This is a genomic window from Flavobacterium sp. W22_SRS_FK3 (assembly GCF_052113665.1).
Lineage (GTDB): Bacteria > Bacteroidota > Bacteroidia > Flavobacteriales > Flavobacteriaceae > Flavobacterium.
Genome location: NZ_JBGQOF010000004.1, coordinates 143112 through 160470, shown reverse-complemented (window position 1 = coordinate 160470; position 17359 = coordinate 143112). Strand labels below are relative to the sequence as shown.

19 protein-coding genes are annotated in these 17359 nt (G+C 32.9%); 6 read left to right on the top strand and 13 right to left on the bottom strand.

Annotated features, from left to right (window positions below; genetic code table 11):
* Positions 1-9: 9 nt before the first annotated feature.
* From ACEN2I_RS05400 to ACEN2I_RS05385, 4 genes are all read left to right on the top strand, one after another.
* Positions 10-687, top strand: coding sequence for an SDR family NAD(P)-dependent oxidoreductase (locus ACEN2I_RS05400; protein ID WP_441765067.1), 678 nt, complete (start codon positions 10-12; stop codon positions 685-687).
* 39 nt (positions 688-726) lie between these two features.
* Positions 727-2010: a hypothetical protein gene (locus ACEN2I_RS05395; RefSeq protein ID WP_441765066.1), complete on the top strand. Its 1284-nt coding sequence runs from the start codon at positions 727-729 to the stop codon at positions 2008-2010.
* Positions 2011-2048: 38 nt separating this feature from the next.
* Positions 2049-2651, top strand: coding sequence for a SprT-like domain-containing protein (locus ACEN2I_RS05390; protein WP_441765065.1), 603 nt, complete (start codon positions 2049-2051; stop codon positions 2649-2651).
* Between the two features lie 178 nt (positions 2652-2829).
* The gene (locus ACEN2I_RS05385) at positions 2830-3384 is read left to right on the top strand and encodes a hypothetical protein (RefSeq protein WP_441765064.1); all 555 of its coding nucleotides are present in this window, start codon (positions 2830-2832) and stop codon (positions 3382-3384) included.
* Positions 3385-3461: 77 nt separating this feature from the next.
* Here ACEN2I_RS05385 and ACEN2I_RS05380 read toward each other — a convergent pair whose 3' ends face one another.
* From ACEN2I_RS05380 to gcvP, 6 genes are all read right to left on the bottom strand, one after another.
* A complete protein-coding gene (locus ACEN2I_RS05380) occupies positions 3462-4223 on the bottom strand; it encodes an ABC transporter ATP-binding protein (protein ID WP_441765063.1) in 762 nt (253 codons plus the stop codon).
* Positions 4220-4969: an MlaE family ABC transporter permease gene (locus ACEN2I_RS05375; protein ID WP_441765062.1), complete on the bottom strand. Its 750-nt coding sequence runs from the start codon at positions 4967-4969 to the stop codon at positions 4220-4222. Before ACEN2I_RS05375 ends, ACEN2I_RS05380 begins: the two co-directional genes overlap by 4 nt.
* An 80-nt stretch (positions 4970-5049) precedes the next feature.
* Positions 5050-5898: a glycosyltransferase gene (locus tag ACEN2I_RS05370; RefSeq protein ID WP_441765061.1), complete on the bottom strand. Its 849-nt coding sequence runs from the start codon at positions 5896-5898 to the stop codon at positions 5050-5052.
* A gap of 87 nt (positions 5899-5985) precedes the next feature.
* Positions 5986-6513 (bottom strand): methyltransferase, encoded by a 528-nt coding sequence (locus ACEN2I_RS05365; protein WP_441765060.1) that lies wholly within the window; start codon positions 6511-6513, stop codon positions 5986-5988.
* 238 nt (positions 6514-6751) lie between these two features.
* Positions 6752-7810 (bottom strand): 3-oxoacyl-ACP synthase III family protein, encoded by a 1059-nt coding sequence (locus ACEN2I_RS05360; protein WP_441765059.1) that lies wholly within the window; start codon positions 7808-7810, stop codon positions 6752-6754.
* Positions 7811-8112: 302 nt separating this feature from the next.
* Positions 8113-10962: an aminomethyl-transferring glycine dehydrogenase gene (gene gcvP, locus ACEN2I_RS05355; RefSeq protein ID WP_441765058.1), complete on the bottom strand. Its 2850-nt coding sequence runs from the start codon at positions 10960-10962 to the stop codon at positions 8113-8115.
* A 221-nt stretch (positions 10963-11183) separates the two neighbouring features.
* Between gcvP and ACEN2I_RS05350 the strand changes: the two genes are divergently transcribed.
* Complete coding sequence (locus ACEN2I_RS05350; RefSeq protein WP_441765057.1) at positions 11184-11990, top strand: hypothetical protein; 807 nt, start codon at positions 11184-11186, stop codon at positions 11988-11990.
* A 451-nt stretch (positions 11991-12441) separates the two neighbouring features.
* The gene (locus ACEN2I_RS05345) at positions 12442-12855 is read left to right on the top strand and encodes a DUF1842 domain-containing protein (protein WP_441765056.1); all 414 of its coding nucleotides are present in this window, start codon (positions 12442-12444) and stop codon (positions 12853-12855) included.
* A 147-nt stretch (positions 12856-13002) separates the two neighbouring features.
* Here the strand turns inward: ACEN2I_RS05345 and ACEN2I_RS05340 are convergent, their stop codons facing one another.
* The 7 genes from ACEN2I_RS05340 to ACEN2I_RS05310 all read right to left on the bottom strand — a co-directional run bounded on the left by ACEN2I_RS05340 (position 13003) and on the right by ACEN2I_RS05310 (position 16881).
* Entirely contained in the window at positions 13003-13341 is a 339-nt protein-coding gene (locus tag ACEN2I_RS05340; RefSeq protein WP_441765055.1) for an SRPBCC family protein, read from the bottom strand.
* Between the two features lie 118 nt (positions 13342-13459).
* Positions 13460-14371, bottom strand: a complete 912-nt coding sequence (locus ACEN2I_RS05335) for a TIGR01777 family oxidoreductase (RefSeq protein ID WP_441765054.1) — start codon at positions 14369-14371, stop codon at positions 13460-13462.
* Position 14372: 1 nt separating this feature from the next.
* Complete coding sequence (locus ACEN2I_RS05330; protein ID WP_441765053.1) at positions 14373-14822, bottom strand: hypothetical protein; 450 nt, start codon at positions 14820-14822, stop codon at positions 14373-14375.
* A 14-nt stretch (positions 14823-14836) separates the two neighbouring features.
* Complete coding sequence (locus ACEN2I_RS05325; protein ID WP_441765052.1) at positions 14837-15193, bottom strand: hypothetical protein; 357 nt, start codon at positions 15191-15193, stop codon at positions 14837-14839.
* 53 nt (positions 15194-15246) lie between these two features.
* Positions 15247-15972: a YqjF family protein gene (locus ACEN2I_RS05320; RefSeq protein WP_441765051.1), complete on the bottom strand. Its 726-nt coding sequence runs from the start codon at positions 15970-15972 to the stop codon at positions 15247-15249.
* Positions 15973-15976: 4 nt separating this feature from the next.
* Positions 15977-16309 carry a hypothetical protein gene (locus ACEN2I_RS05315; protein ID WP_441765050.1) on the bottom strand — a complete coding sequence of 111 codons (333 nt, stop codon included), beginning with the start codon at positions 16307-16309 and terminating at the stop codon, positions 15977-15979.
* Between the two features lie 68 nt (positions 16310-16377).
* A complete protein-coding gene (locus tag ACEN2I_RS05310; protein WP_441765049.1) occupies positions 16378-16881 on the bottom strand; it encodes a GbsR/MarR family transcriptional regulator in 504 nt (167 codons plus the stop codon).
* Positions 16882-17359: the final 478 nt, after the last annotated feature.

Here is a 17359-nt window from a genome sequence, read left to right as displayed (position 1 = left end):
TTTTGTTTTATGAAAAATATCATCATTACAGGAACTTCAAGAGGAATTGGTTATGAATTGGCTTTGCAGTTCGCCAATACAGGCCATCAGGTTTTAGCCATTTCCAGAAAAACGCCACAAGCTCTTTTAGAACATCCAAATATTATATGTCTTTCTGTAGATTTAGCAGATGAATCTCAACTGAATGTTGTAAGTGATTTTCTTTCTTCAACATGGAAGAAAGTAGATGCCGTTGTACATAATGCCGGAGCTTTGTTATTGAAACCTTTTGCAGAAACAACCCAGGCAGATTTTGAAAGTATTTACAAAGTAAATGTTTTTGCCGTAGCAAATCTTACCCGAATTTGTTTGCCGTATCTCCAGAAAGGAAGTCATGTGGTAACTATCAGTTCTATTGGTGGTGTACGAGGGAGTTTGAAATTTGCCGGATTAGCAGCGTATAGTTCAAGTAAAGGAGCTGTAGGAACTTTAACCGAATTACTCGCTGAAGAATATAAAGAAAAAGGCATTTCGTTTAATGTTTTAGCCTTAGGTTCCGTTCAGACTGAAATGTTAAATGAAGCTTTCCCGGGTTATCAGGCGCCCATCTCTGCACAAGGAATGGCAACTTATATTTATGATTTTACACTTAACGGAAATAAATATTTTAATGGTAAGGTTTTGGAAGTTTCTTCAACAAATCCTTAGCTTGTTTTCAATTTAATCCCCAATTTATATCTTAAATTTATGAAAAGAAAATTTTTAGTTTTTGCAATTGTTTTTTACTGCGTTTTTTTTTGTTCAAAGATTTCAGCCCAGGCTTATAAGTCAGAGAACATTAATTTTAATACTTATGTATTTCCTACAAGCTACATTCCCAAAGATTATCTTAATTATGGGGTAAAAATTAATCTTTCGGAAAGTCCTATTTCAGTGATAATAGATGGAGAGAAAAAGTCATCACGTGACCCACTTAGTTACCATGGCGGTGAATTTTTTTTTTCTGAAAAAGAATTAATACGTTTAATAGTAGGAACAGCTAATGAAGAAAATATTAAAATGGGTTTTGTTCCTACTATATTGGAGTTAGGGCATACAAATCAGCCAATTGAAGCGAAAAATCACTTTATAATAGATGTTTCCTTTGAGAATGTTGTTTATGGTGCTGATATAACTGAAAATAAATCTCTAGAAACCCCTTTTACATACACCATATATTATAGTTATGATACAGTATTTAAAATCATAAATAGTTATAGTAAGGAAGTAATTATGGAAAAAAAAGATAGTACTTATAATAAAGTGCTTTCTTATAGTTTTGAAGGTTACATTCCTGGCTTTAAAACAAAGCCAGAAGCAGTAAATTATTTAATTGCTAATATTGATAAAGGTTTTACTAACGACGTTGTGAATAATATTAAACTATACTTGAGGCCTAAGTTAGACTTTTGGTTAGATGTTCAATATAGTCAGGACAGATGTTTTTTTTCCAGAATTTCGAAAGAAGATAAAAACCCATTGTTCTTAAAATTAAACCAGGATGTTGATGCTATAGAAAAATGGTCACGTCAAAAGACAGAACCAATGTTTGATGATGCTCTTCTTTCTGCTAATACTGAATTTATTCAAAAAAATAATTTGACAATCAACAAAGATCAATCTATATACTTTAATGATCAAACTCGTTTGATGAATTATAAAAACTTTCTTACTGATAAAAAAGTTTTTACTGATTTTATTTTGAAAATGAATCAGTATACACAACAATTAGATGCAAATGATAAAGGTCAAAAAGTAGCTTTATGGGCCTGTTATGCAAATATTGCTTCAGGTTTTTATGTTTTGGGTAATTACAATAGCAGTTTAGAATACATACAGAAAGCAAGAGCATTAGATTATCAGGAAAGACAAATAAAAAATATTGAAGATAAAGTGACAGAAATGCAAAACAAGTATAATATTTTTTTTGACACTAATGGAGAAATAAAAAAAGATGTAAACTATTTATATTTTAGATATTTAAGGCTATAATAAAATAGTTTTTTTGTAATCTATTAATCATTATTACTTTGAACGAAACACTCGCAAGATATATTCCCGAACATGCAGTAAAGCCTGTTTTTGATTTGATAGTGGCCAATCAGGTGCATCTTAAAATCGTGAATGAGCGCCAGACGCGTCATGGTGATTACAGACGCGGACTTAGCGGTAAACATGAAATTACAGTAAATGCAAGTTTAAATAAATATCGTTTTTTGATTACGCTGATTCATGAGATTTCTCATTTGGTTGCTTTTGAAAAGTTTGGACGAAATATAAAGCCACATGGAAACGAATGGAAACATACATTTCAACTTATGATGGTTCCTTTTATACGCCCGGAGATTTTCCCGGTTCAATTGCTGCCGTTATTGGCGAGGCATTTTAAGAATCCATCAGCGAGTAGTGATACTGATACGACTCTTTCCTTAGCATTAAAGCAATATGACGCTGAGAATGATAAAAACTACATATTTGAGATTCCGTACGGAAGCATTTTCCGAATCAAAAACGGTAAAATATTCAAGAAATTAGCAGTCCGAACGAAGCGTTTTGAGTGTATTGAGATTAGTTCAGGTAGAACGTATCTTTTTAACCCAAATGCTGAGGTGGAATTAATAAATATTCAATAAACATTTTAAGTTCAATTTAGAATTTGCTTCGTATGTTTCTTTACAATTTTTTAATTTATAGTAATCGAATGTTTGCCTTACATTTATGCAATACTTTTTTCATTATTAAATTATTAGTTTCTACTTTATGATAAAAAAACTACTTAAGGTTTTCATGGTGTTGTTCTTTTCAAATTCAATGTTTAGTCAGCAAAATGATGATTTAGAAACGAAAGAAAAATTAAATCCAGTTATTTATTTAGAAGGCTTTGGTGGGCCGGCAATTGTACAAAATGTTGGTATTGTCGGGGGTGTTGAAATAAACTATCAGTATCAAAAAAGCCTTTTTAGTTTCAGATTTACAAATGCTGTAGGATATACAAAACAAGAAGATTTTATTATATTTCCAACGTATAGGAAATCAGAAGATTTTAAAGAATATAGTTTTTTATATGGCAGACGATGGTTGTATACTAATCATTCTTATAGTATTTCTGCGGGAATAAGCTATAATAATTTAGAGTTAAGTGTTATTATTGATGAAGAAGGGAATCATTATGAGCATACTAAATATTTGTATGGTGTCCCTTTTGAAGCTAACTATAAATGGTTTTACAGGAAAAAGAAATCAAATCTAATTTACAATATTCTAATTCCAAGTGTTGGGGTTAAATTTTTTGGGAATATAGGAGAATGTAGTTATGTTGGTGCAGGAGTATGTGTTGGTTTTGGACTTAGTAAAAATTATAAATAATTATTCAAATAAAAAATCCCAAATCCAATTTTTATAATAATTGGGAATCTGGGATTTATATTTTAAGGTTTGAAAAATTAACCTTTCAAATAAGCTTCTCGTACTTTTTTAAATAAATTAGAAGAGTACACAAACTTCACAATGTCTTTATTGTCTGTTCTAAAGATTTCTTCTTTGGTTCCCTGCCAGGCTTTTAATCCTTTTTTCAGAAATACAATATTCTCACCAATTTCCATTACGGAGTTCATGTCGTGCGTATTGATTACAGTGGTGATATCATATTCTTCGGTAATTTCTTTAATTAAGTTATCAATCAAGGTTGACGTATTTGGATCCAAACCTGAATTGGGTTCATCACAAAATAAATATTTTGGTTTGTTAACAATTGCACGCGCTATCGCTACACGTTTTTGCATACCACCGGAAATCTCAGAAGGCAATTTTTTATGGGCATCAATTAAGTTTACTCTTTCCAGAACAAAATCAACACGTTCTTTAATTTTAGCCCGATTATCTTTTGTAAACATTCTCAACGGAAAAGCTACATTTTCTTCAACAGTCATCGAATCAAATAAAGCGCTTCCCTGAAAAACCATTCCGATTTCAGTTCTTAATTCTCTTTTTTCTTCGTCATCCAGATTGGAATAAATGCGGCCGTCAAACTCAATTGTTCCTACTTCAGGATGATGAATTCCGAGTAAACTTTTAAGCAAAACTGTTTTACCGGAACCACTTTGTCCGATAATCAGGTTCGTTTTTCCCGTTTCGAAAACGGTTGAAATTCCTTTAAGGATTTTGCTTTCTCCAAATGATTTTTCTATATTTTTTATTTCTATCATGATCCTAGTAACAACTGAGTTAGTATATAATTAAAAAGTATGATGGAAACTGATGTCCAGACAAAGGATATTGTACTTGCTTTACCCACTTCTAATGCGCCACCTTTCATGTAATATCCGTGAAAAGATGGGATTGTTGCTAACAACATGGCGAAAATTAAAGTTTTTATGAAAGCATAAGTAATATGGAAAGGAATAAAATCCATTTGAGCACCCTGAATAAAATCCTGACTAGTCGAAAAACCTCCATATGCACAAGCAAGCCATCCGCCAAAAATACCCAAGAACATACTAATTCCGATTACGAAAGGATACATAAATAAGGCTACTATTTTTGGAAAAACAAGATAGTTTAATGAATTAACTCCCATAACTTCTAAAGCATCTATTTGTTCTGTAACGCGCATTGTTCCAATACTCGAAGTGATATAAGATCCCATTTTTCCGGCCATAATTACCGAAATAAAAGTAGGGGCAAACTCCAAAATCACAGATTGACGTGTTGCAAAACCAATTAAATATTTTGGAATTAAAGGATTAGTTAAATTTAGGGCTGTCTGTATGGCCACAACACCTCCAATGAAAAAGGAAATAAAGCAAACGATGCCAAGAGAGTCGATTATTAAATCATCGATTTCTTTGAAAATCAATTTTTTCATAACAGACCATTTAGTCTGTTTATTGAAAATTTCTTTCAACATTAAAAAATATCTTCCTATTTGAGATAAATAACGAATTAGCATCATAGTTTTTGAAATATTGGCTAAGGTAAAAAGAAGTTACGAGTTTTGTGTAATGAGTTAAGCTTTTTCGGTAGCTTTCCGATTCAAATTAACTTTTGTTTCATTTTTTGAAAACGATAATTTCGGATAAATTTAGCTTGTTCCGGTGTTACTAATAAAGGCGTTTTAGCTTTTTTAGCTTTCCAGAACCCTTTAATGTAGTCAAGAAACAGAAAAGGTTTTTTCTTCATCATCGCTAGTTTAGCCGAAGCAATTGCCGTAATCCAGAAACCATATCCTAATGTATAAAAAGCTTCACCTTGTTTGTAACGAGCTGTTTTGTTATAATTTGCCCCTGTTGGTTTCAGGTGTTTTACGTGTAAGGAGGCATCAGTTACAATTTTCCAATCATAATATTTGCAAAGTAATTCGTCTACCGTGTCCCAGCCCATAGCCGGTTTTAAGCCGCCAATTTGCTGAAAAGCTTCTTTTCTATACGCTTTCAATGCTCCCCGAATATGATCTTTATCGGTCAGGTTTTCTAAAATCCAGTCGCCATTTTTTTCGATGTAACAAAATCCGCCAGCCATTCCAATTTTTGCATCGGACAGAAAATGTCTGATAATGGTTTCAAAATAATTGTGAGGAAAAATTAAATCGCCATCTATTTTTACCATAATATCGTATTCTGAATCCAGGGTTTCAAAACCTTTCTGAAATGCCTGAATTACTTTGCTACCCGGCATGTGAATCGCATCTGAAGTTTTATTTACAATAGAAATAAATGGATTGTCTTTGGCAAAACCCAATACAACTTCTTCTGTTTTGTCAGTCGAGTTGTCGTTTACAACCACAACTTTTGTTGGTAAAACAGTTTGTGAAACCAAAGATTGTAAAGTCAGGCCAATTAAGTCCTGTTCATTGTGTGCGGGAATGACGATGTAGTATTTCATAAATTTTAATTTAAATTCCAATTTTTAAATTCCAAATTCCAATTCTTACCAATATGGCTTAAATTGGAATTAGATTTTTTTTGGAATTTACTGCTTGGCTTTTTCAGCATAAACAATATAATATCTATTGGTAAAGCTTCTTAAAAATGGACGGATTCCAAATTTTTTTACCGGGTTTGTCCATTTCTGCCTGTCGATGATTTTCCATCCGGTTTTTTCTAAAAGCCAGTCTAATTGCCAGTCTTCAAATTCATGATAATGCCTGTCCCACATATCAGTTTTGGAACGATATGCCGGAGAAAACCACAAACGCATCGGAATAGAAATTAAAAGTTTGTCTGACTTTATTTCGTTTAAAATGGTAAACGGATTCAATAAATGTTCGAAAATTTCGAATGCCGTTACCACATCCTGACGATCTGTTTTTAAAACGTTTTGATCCAAATCCAAATCTTCTCCGCTTGTGTTTTTTACTAAATAACCAGCTTCTTTCATGATTTTTGAAAACGGATTTTTAACTCCTAAATCAAGGATTGTTTCAGAAGTTTTAATGTGCTTTTGTAAAAATTCTAAAGTCAGTTTGAATCTTTTATTTGGAAATGTTTTTTCGTACATAGTTATTGAAGGGAACGATGCAGACTATCGTTCTTAATTTTTTATTAGGTCGCAAAGATACAAAGTTATCTTCTTTTTTTGGTGTTTTTTAGCCCAGATGGAAATGAAAAGCCCACGACTTAAAAAGTGTAGTTTTTATAGGTTTAAAGAAGCGACTAAAAGAAGCTTTTTTAAAGCGTAAAAAAACACATTTTTTAAGTGTGGACTTGTAATGGACAGCTGGATTAGCTTCTAAAAATTAATATCTGTAAACAAATGCATTCACATTCATTCCGGCTCCAACTGAAGCAAAAATAACGACATCGCCTTTGTTGATTTCATGATTCTCAATTTTACCCTGCAGTAATAAATCAAACAAGGTTGGTACTGTTGCAACGCTGCTGTTTCCTAAATCATGGATGCTCATAGGCATAATATCTTTAGGAGCTGTTTTGTCGTATAGTTTGTAAAAACGATCTATAATAGCTTCGTCCATTTTTTCGTTAGCCTGGTGAATCAGGATTTTTTTAACCTCATCAATAGGAATCCCACTTTTATCTAAACATTCTTTCATGGCGCATGGTACCTGGCTTAGTGCAAATTCGTAAATCTTGCGACCATACATTTTGATGTATTTAATGTCTGGATCTAAATCCGGATTGTATGATTTTCCAAAGTAAAGGAAATTAGCTTCGTCATTTGCAAAAGTGGCACTTTCGTATGATAATAAACCGGCTTCATCATCTGAAGCTTCTAAAATGGAAGCACCAGCACCATCCGAATAAATCATCGAATCGCGATCGTGGTCATCCACAACTCTTGATAAAGTTTCGGCCCCAATGACCAAAACTCTTTTTGCCATTCCTGATTTGATAAAAGCATTGGCTTGCAAAACTCCTTCAATCCAGCCCGGACATCCAAAAAGAATGTCATAAGCCACACATTTAGGGTTTTTAACATCCAGTTTATTTTTGACACGCGTTGCTAAACTCGGAATCATATCTGATTGATTGGTTCCTGATTTTACATCGCCAAAATTATGTGCAAATATGATATAATCTAAAGTCTCTTTGTCAATATTAGCATTTTCGATTGCTTTTTCGGCAGCAAAAAAAGCTAAGTCAGAAGTAGTGTGATGATCTTCGGCATAACGTCGGTTTTCTATTCCGGTAATACCTTTAAATTTTTTTATTACAACTTCGTTCGGGTATCCAAAAGGAGTTCCATCATCATTTAAAAAAACATGCTTATCAAAGTCTGTATTGCTAACTTCTTTATTAGGAATATAACTTCCTATACCTATTATTTTGATTTTCATTATTCTTTAATTATCCGATAAATTTATGGCTAAATTATAAATAATTTTATGATAACTATCATAAAAAATACTATGCACGCATATAATTGTGAAATAATAATTTTTTATGGAATATATTGTTTATTTTTTAATGAATTTTAAGTTTTGTCGAGATTTCAAACGTTTGAAATAAGAAGTTGGTTAAAAAAATGTTCAAATTTCAGGTTTCACGTCAGACTGAACCTGGAGCAAAAAATAAAAAACACAAAACCCGACAGGTTTTATAACCTGTCGGGTTTTGGATTGATATAAAAAAATATTTCTTAGTTTTCCATGTAAGCTTCGATAGGAGCACAGCTACAGATTAAGTTTCGGTCACCATAAGCATCATCAACACGACGAACTGATGGCCAGAATTTATTTTCAGCAATGTATTCTAACGGGTAAGCTGCTTTTTCTCTGGTATAAGGGAAATCCCAAGAATCTGTAGTTAACATTGCCAATGTATGAGGTGCATTTTTCAACACATTGTTTTTATCATCGGCTGTTGCAGCTTCAATCTCTTTTCTAATTGAAATTAGCGCATCACAAAAACGATCTAATTCTGCTAAATCTTCAGATTCTGTAGGTTCTATCATTAAAGTTCCTGCTACAGGAAAAGAAACCGTTGGAGCGTGGAAACCGTAATCCATTAAACGTTTCGCAATATCACCAACTTCAATTCCGTTTTCTTTAAACGAACGGCAATCTAAAATCATTTCGTGAGCCGCTCTTCCACATTCTCCGGTGTAAAGAATTGGGTAGTGTCCTTCGAAACGTGCTTTCATATAGTTGGCATTCAAAATAGCATGCTCTGTCGCACTTTTTAATCCTTCGGCACCCATCATGGTGATGTAACCATAAGAAATTAGGCATACTAAAGCAGAACCGTAAGGTGCAGATGAAATTGCTGTAATAGCTTGTTCACCTCCAACTTTTAAGATTGGATTTGTTGGTAAAAACGGAACCAGTTTTTCGTTCACACAAATTGGTCCAACTCCAGGTCCACCACCACCGTGAGGAATAGCGAATGTTTTGTGTAAGTTTAAGTGACAAACATCAGCGCCAATTGTAGCAGGGTTTGTTAAACCTACCTGAGCATTCATATTGGCACCATCCATATATACTAATCCGCCATTGTCATGTATTAGTTTCGTGATTTCAATAATTGAAGATTCGAAAACGCCGTGAGTAGAAGGATAGGTTACCATTAAACATGATAAATCGTCTTTATGTTCAATAGCTTTTGCTTTTAAATCTTCTACATCAATATTTCCTTCCGGAGTCGTTTTAGTAACAATGATTTTCATTCCGGCCATCGCTGCAGAAGCAGGATTGGTTCCGTGAGCCGATGATGGAATTAAACATACATTTCGGTGACCTTCGTTTCTTGATAAATGGTAAGCACGAATTGCCATTAAACCAGCATATTCTCCCTGTGCTCCAGAATTTGGCTGTAATGTTGTTCCGGAAAATCCGGTAATTACATTTAATTGCTCTTCTAATTTTTTAAGCATTGTGATATAACCTTCCGCTTGTTCTACTGGCGCAAAAGGATGAATGCTGTTCCAGTTTGGCATTGATAAAGGCAGCATTTCCGAAGCTGCGTTTAATTTCATCGTACAAGAACCTAGAGAAATCATCGAATGATTCAACGATAAATCTTTACGCTCTAATTTTTTGATATAACGCATAATCTGACTTTCTGAATGATGATTGTTGAAAACATCATGCGTTAAGAAAGGCGAAGTTCTTTCTAATGAAGCCGGTAATTGACTTGCAGTAGCTAATTCAGAAACAGTAAAAGTTTCTTTGCCTAAAGCCTCAGCAAAAATGGCAATAATTTGGTTGATGTCAGTAATTGAAGTCGTTTCGTTAAATGAAATCGAAATGGTATCTGCATCAACATAGTAGAAGTTTACTTCGTTTCTTTCTGCAACAGCTTTTACTTTTTGAGCATCTGCTTTTACCAGAATAGTATCAAAGAAAGCAGTATTGGTTTGATAAACACCTAATTTATTTAACGCTTCAGCCGCAGTAACTGCAGATGCGTGCACTTTATTTGCAATGTATTGTAATCCTTGTGGTCCGTGATACACCGCATACATTCCGGCCATAACCGCTAATAAAACCTGGGCAGTACAAATATTTGAAGTTGCTTTTTCACGTTTAATGTGCTGCTCACGAGTACCTAAAGCCATACGTAAGGCGCGATTTCCATTTACATCGATAGAAACTCCGATAATACGACCAGGCATGGAACGTTTGTATTCATCTTTAGTTGCAAAAAAAGCCGCATGAGGTCCGCCGTAACCCATTGGGACACCAAAACGCTGAGTAGTTCCAACCACTACTGCTGCTCCCATTTCTCCTGGAGAAGTTAAAGTCGCTAATGATAAAATATCAGCAGCAAAGGCAACTTTGATTTCATTTTCTTTTGCTTTAGCAACAAAAGTACTGTAATCGTTTACCTGACCATACTTTCCTGGGTATTGTAAAATAGCTCCGAAAAACTCATTTGAAAAATCAAAGGTTTCGTGGTTTCCAACAACTAATTCAATTCCAACAGGAGTTGAACGTGTTTGCAGAATTGATAAAGTCTGAGGTAAAATTTCTTCAGAAATGAAGAACTTGTTTGTATTGTTTTTCTTTTGGTCGCGCGTACGAACGTCAAACAATAATGCCATTGCTTCGGCAGCAGCTGTTCCTTCGTCAAGCAAAGAAGCGTTGGCAATTTCCATACCAGTTAACTCAATAACAGTAGTCTGGAAATTTAAAATTGCTTCCAGACGACCTTGAGCAATTTCTGCCTGATAAGGTGTATAAGCTGTGTACCATCCCGGGTTTTCAAAAATATTTCTCTGAATTGGAGCCGGAACGATTGTTGGGTGATAACCCAAACCAATATAGGATTTGAATACTTTATTTTTCTTTCCTAGTTCCTGAATATGATTTGCGAATTCGTATTCTGTCATCGCAGGATCTAAATTCAAAGGCGCTTTTAAACGAATATCGTCCGGAAGGGTTTCATAAACAAGTTGTTCAATCGAATCAACTCCAATAGTTTTCAGCATGTGCTGAAGATCAGTTTCTCTTGGACCAATGTGTCTTAAAGCAAAAGCATCTGTTTTCATTTGTAGCTATCTAATTTTTAAAAGAGAATGTAATCTGCAAGGTATATTTTCCGGTTTAATCGTAACTTATACAAGGTTTATTACATTTAATGGTAAATGTGTTGTTTTTTTGTGGCGCAAAATTAAGTATTATTAATAATTTAATGGGTATTTTTAACTTCAATTTTTATGAATTTTTCAACTAACGAGTTGATTTGTTAACAATTGATTAGATATAAAGCATGAAACTGTTGAAACATATATTCGATTTTTATCTCAATAGTAGTATTCACGTGGCTTTATCGTGTTATGCTCTGGTTCGGATTACATTTCATGTGTTTCATATTGAGTACGATGAACCAATGGCTTTTTTTGTTTTTTTCGGAACAATTGTGGGGTATAATTTTGTTAAATATGACGCCTTGGTCAGGGTCAAGAGAAAGCCGGTTGGGATTCAGTTAAAAATTATTGCTATATTAAGTTTTGTTTCGGTGATTTTAGTGGGTTATTATTTTTTTCATCTTAAACGAATTACACAAATTGTCTCTGTCGGGATTTTTGTCATAACAGCACTTTACACCCTTCCTTTTTTTCCAAATCGTAAAAATGCCAGAAACTGGGCTGGAGTAAAAATTTATATTGTAGCACTTTGCTGGGTGGGAGCAACATTGGTTTTACCGATAATAAATGCTGAAGTTGCATTTGATCCTAACTTCTTTATAAAATGTATTCAGCGGTTTATATTGGTTTTTGTTCTGATTTTGGTATTTGAGATTTTGGATCTGGCCAATGATGATCCGCATTTAAAAACTGTTCCTCAAACAATAGGTGTGAGGCGTACTAAAATTTTAGGTTTTTCACTTATGATTCCGTTTTGGATTGTTGGGATATGGACTTTTAGTCTTCATGAGCTTATAATTAATCTTATTATGGTAATCATGCTAATGTTGTTTATTCTTTTCGCCAATCCAAACCGATCTAAATATTATACTTCTTTTTGGGTCGAAAGTGTACCGATTCTTTGGTGGCTGATGATTGTTTTTCTGTAGAATCTGAATAAAAAATCCGATGTAATGATATCCGATTTTCTTAAATTTATCTGCAATAGCATTTTATTTAGGGCGTGTCCCTCCGGGTCTGGCTATCCGCTCCAAGTCCTAGCTCTTCCTTCTTCAGGCTGTGGGCTATCCGCTCTTATCCCTCACCAAACCTTAAAAAGAGAAAATTCATTTCAAAAGAATTATTGATTATCAGGTTATAAAAAAATACAAAACTAATCTATAGCACTATTTTGTCTTTCTCACACCTAAGAATCTTCATCCCATACCATTTTTTTATTTATAGCTCTATTTCTGATTTAACTTTGATATAGAAAATAAATATTATTTCTATCTGAGATATAGAAATAATGAGGCAAATAAGTGGAGCAGAACCCACTTAAAAAAACGAGGCGGTTCTGAAAAGCCTTATGAGTAAGAAGAAAATGTAAATTAAAAAGTCATGTCAGATTTATTAGCAGGTGCTTATTTAGCAAAAGGCACAATCGGAAATGTTGGAACGCCAGGTGCTCCAATCGCAAATTTTAGTTTAATAGTTGTACCATCACAAAATTCAGTTTCCGGTACAGTAGTAATTACTCAGGCTATACAAGGTCCTGATAGTCACATTGTAGTTCCGGTAAAAGGGAAAATATATGCAACCGGGTTTGGAAGCGTAACAAAAGTAGTTAGTCTTCACGGAGAATATGTCCATTCAGTTCCTCCACCAGCTATTGGATCTTTTCTAGCTGAATTTGATGCTCACTTAGCAATCGACAACGCATGGAACGGTAAAGGAGGCTTTTCTTACTACCAACACCAGGTTGAAAATGTACCGGTTGCTGCAACCAAAAATTTGCAGGAAGAATTAAATTAGTATAATGTAAAATTCTTAATTAAAATTCTATTTTGGGGAATGGAGTTGTAAATAAGAGTTTTGTTTATGTAAAAGATCATCTGAAAAAGATGATCTTTTTTGTTTGACTGACTCTATGATAATGGTTCTTTAAAGCAATTTTAATTATCAAATGATTGTATTATCCTCTGAAACTTCTTTGAGAATTTTATTTCTCTCTAAAAGGAAATTAACCATATGATTTTTTAAAAACAAAGTGTCGAATAATTTCCCAATAATGCCAAACGGAATTTCATATTGCAGTTTATCTGTCATTATGGTAATTCCGTTTTTTTCTTCAAAATAATGTTTGTGTTTGAAAGTTTTAAATTTCCCTTCTTCCATTTCATCCAGAAAATAGTCATACAAAACCATTGCAGTAATTCGGCTTTTATGTGTGAGATAAAATCCAAAATGTTTCCCACGCCAAGTTACAGTTTCGTTTAAATTGATTAAGCCTGAAGTCACGCCGTCGATTGCAGTTTCGTTTGATTTGCTGGCAGATTGCTGATGAATATCAATATTTCTTGAAGCATCGAAACGGTTTTTTGAGAAGCTTTTATTTTTGTTGTTAGGTTTATGGTTGTCATTTGTTCAATAAATTTTGAAAAGCATCATCAATATTTCCAAACTTAAATTGAAAACCATTCTCCAAAAGTCTTTTCGGAATCACATTTCGACTTTTCAAAACCAATTCGGCTTCAGTTCGAATGATATAAGAGCCAATTTTTAACAGAAAAGTATTCATCGGAATCCCGAAAGGAAAGCGCGTTGCTTTTCGAAGCTTTTTCATAAAATCTGAGTTCGGAATCGGTTTTGGAGAAACAACATTTACAAATCCTATAATTTCTTTTTGGATGATAAAATCGACCGCATTGGCAAAATCCTCTTCGTGAATCCAGCTGACAAATTGATTTCCTTTTCCTTGTTTTCCTCCAAAGCCAGTTTTTGACAACGTCTTCAGCGGAATAAAAGCCCCGCCGTTTTTACCCAGAACAATTGAAGTTCTTAAGGCAGTTTTTAAGGTATTTGGCGTTTCAGTTTTAAAAAATGCTTTTTCCCACGAAAGCGCCACATTTATAGAAAAGTCATTTCCAATTTCACCATTAATTTCATCCATTTGTTTATCCAAAGAAAAACGATAAATGGTTGCTGTTGATGAATTCAGCCAATGTTTTGGCGGATTTTTGCAATTTAAAACCGCTTTGTTTAAAATCTTTGTACTTTCAATTCTGGACAACAAAATGTTTTTTTTATTTTCTTTAGTATAACGGCAATCCACAGATTTTCCGGCGAGATTGATTAAGACGGTTGCGTTTTCCAATTCTTTCTCCCAGCCAGAAAACGTTCTGGCATTCCAGTTTACATATTTAATTCCGTCAATTGTTTTTGAATTTCCTCTTGTCAGAATTACAATTTCTTCAAATTTATTTTTGAAATGATTGACTAAGACCTGTCCTAAAAAACCAGTCCCGGCTGCGATGATGAGTTTTTTCATTTTAGAAATTTAAAATTAACAGTAGTGCAATAATTCTGTAAAGTATCCAGGTTAAACAAAGATAAAAAGGAAGTTGTAACACTTTAATTCTTCTAAAATGCTCTGTAAACATAATGAAAACGGTTAAGCCAAACCAACCTAGTACAAATGTTTGAGGAAGACTCATGTACTTATTGAGAATTAAAATCGGTATCAAAATTAAAGATCCCATTATAGAAACCGTCATTAGATTTCCTGCATAGTTGATGATTGTTTTTCTGTCTAATTTTAAAATAAATAATATTTGAAATAATATTTGTCCTAAAGCTAAAACAATTTCTCGCGTAATATTTGATTTTGGTAAAGTCTGAATCAAATTAGAATACTCAAATAAAGTAAAACTCGTTACCGTCAAAGCAAATCCGATAAAAAGGAATCTGTATTTATGATTGAAATCAGGTGTACATTGCAATTTGTTTTCTTCTTTTACATTTCCTGGATAATTACTTTTCTATTGTATGAAATAAAAGAATACATTTTTTTCAGGATAAAATGAAAGGGTTTTATTATTGCTATTTTTTCAATTATAGGAAAAGAAAATCCTACTACTTTTATTAAACTGTCAATTCCGTATATAACGGTTTTGGTTGTATTGTCAATTAAGGCAATTTCATTTGGTGCACGTTGTAAGTCCACAAAACGTTGTTCTTCGGCAGATAATTGACAATAAGATTTTCTTCCGTTTTCATCTAACATACCACTTTTTACAAATCCGGTTGTGTACAAACTACAAAGCGGACAATCTTCATCATAAAGTAAAGTTTGGTTTTCGAGCGTTTTCATAATACCTCATTTTGTTAATTAGTAATTGTTGTAAAGTGTTAATTTACAATCTCTTATAAAATTGGTTTTAGTTTCAGTTTTCGTTTGTTTCTAACGCTAATTACAGAACCTTTAACCAGGATAACGGAAGTTGGATTTGTATTTTGTAAAAATTCAAAACCTTCTCCATATATTTTTTTGAAATCAATATCAATTTTATGATTTAGAACTTCAAGTTGTTCCCATCTCGGATGTTGAACTTCATACTCAAAAGCTGTTTCTTCGTCAATTTTAGTATATCCAAAATAATGTTCCGTAATGAAATCAGCTTCAGAATCGACTTCAATTTCTTTTAGAACATTTGTAGTTTCTAATTGAATGGTATTCCATTTTTTGTCATTCTTCCATTGATAAATAAATATATTGGTGTTTTTATTTTCGATAATTTCATGTCTCATTTTTTGAGTTTCATAATGCTCCTGATACCAAGTATTGGCAATAAAAGTAATGGCTTTTTTTGGAACAATTTCTTTTATGAAAACTACACCGCGTTTCCATTCATCATTTTCAAAACGTTTTACGTAAAATCTCAAATTGACTTCTTCAAAATCGACATGAAACGGAACTTTAATTCCAAGAACTTTGGTGTTTTTAAACATAAAGCCCACTAAGCTTACATAACATTTGTTGTCCCAAATATCTATTTCTGTTCCTGCCGGAAGATATTTTTCTAAGATTTCAGCATCGACTTCGTAATTGAAAAGTGCTAAGTTTTTCCATTCTGCTTTTAAGAAGTTCATGTGGTCAATTTTTTTTATAGATTATTACTGAGATGTAGATAGCAAGAAAAAATGGAGTCGGAATTATACTGTAAGTGAGTATGTTGTTATAACCAATAAAAGCATTAAAAAACCAAAGGATAAAAAATAGTGCAACAAAAGTTATGTAAGTAATAAGATTTTTGTCTTTTGGATTATCAACAAGCATTTTAACTCCTATTGAAAATTGAAGAAAACCAGTAATCATTGTTGATAGTAAAGCTAATATTATAGCACCTTCTCCAAATATAATAGCACTCAGTAAAATTGTGAAAGGAAGAGCAATCGCGAATGTGTTGATTTTCTTTAAGGCTTTCATAGTTATTGATTATTTTAAACTTTCAGAAAAAAATGAAAGTTTTGATTAAATTTTTTTGAGGTTAAGATTTACTTCATGATTTTCAAAACCAAACGGCCTAGCCAGTTTTCGTTGAATTCAGTCATTTTGTCTAACATATTATCAGCTTTTAAAACAAAATCATACAATTTAGAAGTCTGATCAATAAAGTGTTTTTCTTCTGCAGCATCTTTTGCTTCGATAGTCGAAACTTCTTTCAAGATTTTAAGCGCAGGTTTAATTTCTCTTTTACTTCTTTCTCTGGCAATTTTCACAGCCAGTTCGTCCAGATCTTTTTCGGCAGTAAAAAACTCTCTTCGTTCTCCGGCTTTGTATTCTTTGTAAACAATTCCCCAATCTATTAAAGCTCTCAGGTTCATACTGGCGTTTCCGCGCGAAATCTGCAATTCTTCCATAATGTCTTCCATCGAAACAGGTTCGTTTGAGATCATTAATAAAGCATGAATTTGCGCCATGGTTTTATTAATTCCCCATTGAGAACCTAACGCTCCCCATGTTTGTACAAACTTATTTTTTGCTTCTTTGAATTCCATAGATCAAATGTAAGTAAAAGTTTTTAAACTTTCAAAAATAAATGAAAGTTTATTATAAATGAAATGATTTTTTATAATAATAATCTTATGTGAGTGATTTTATCTCTCATGCCAAAGAATCTTCATTTTATGACATTTTTTTATAAGGATCTGATTATCAGGTATAATTTTGATTGAGATAAAAAAGAATAACTTGATTTAATCATTAAAGTAATGGCTGGATTGTTTTTAGGCAATGCAGGATTAGAAGGCATATCCTAAAAATTATCTGTTTAATTATAAAAAAGAAATCATGAGCCGGTACTGCAGATTGGTAATGTGATTGAATCCAAAAATATTTTGATTGATTAAAGAAATGTATGATAAATTTCAAGTTTAACTAAAAAATTGTAAATCAGCTTAGTGGAGCAGAACCCACTGAAAAAAACGAACTGTTTCGCACAGTCTAAAAGCGAAGGCGTAACCTGAAAAGCCTTAT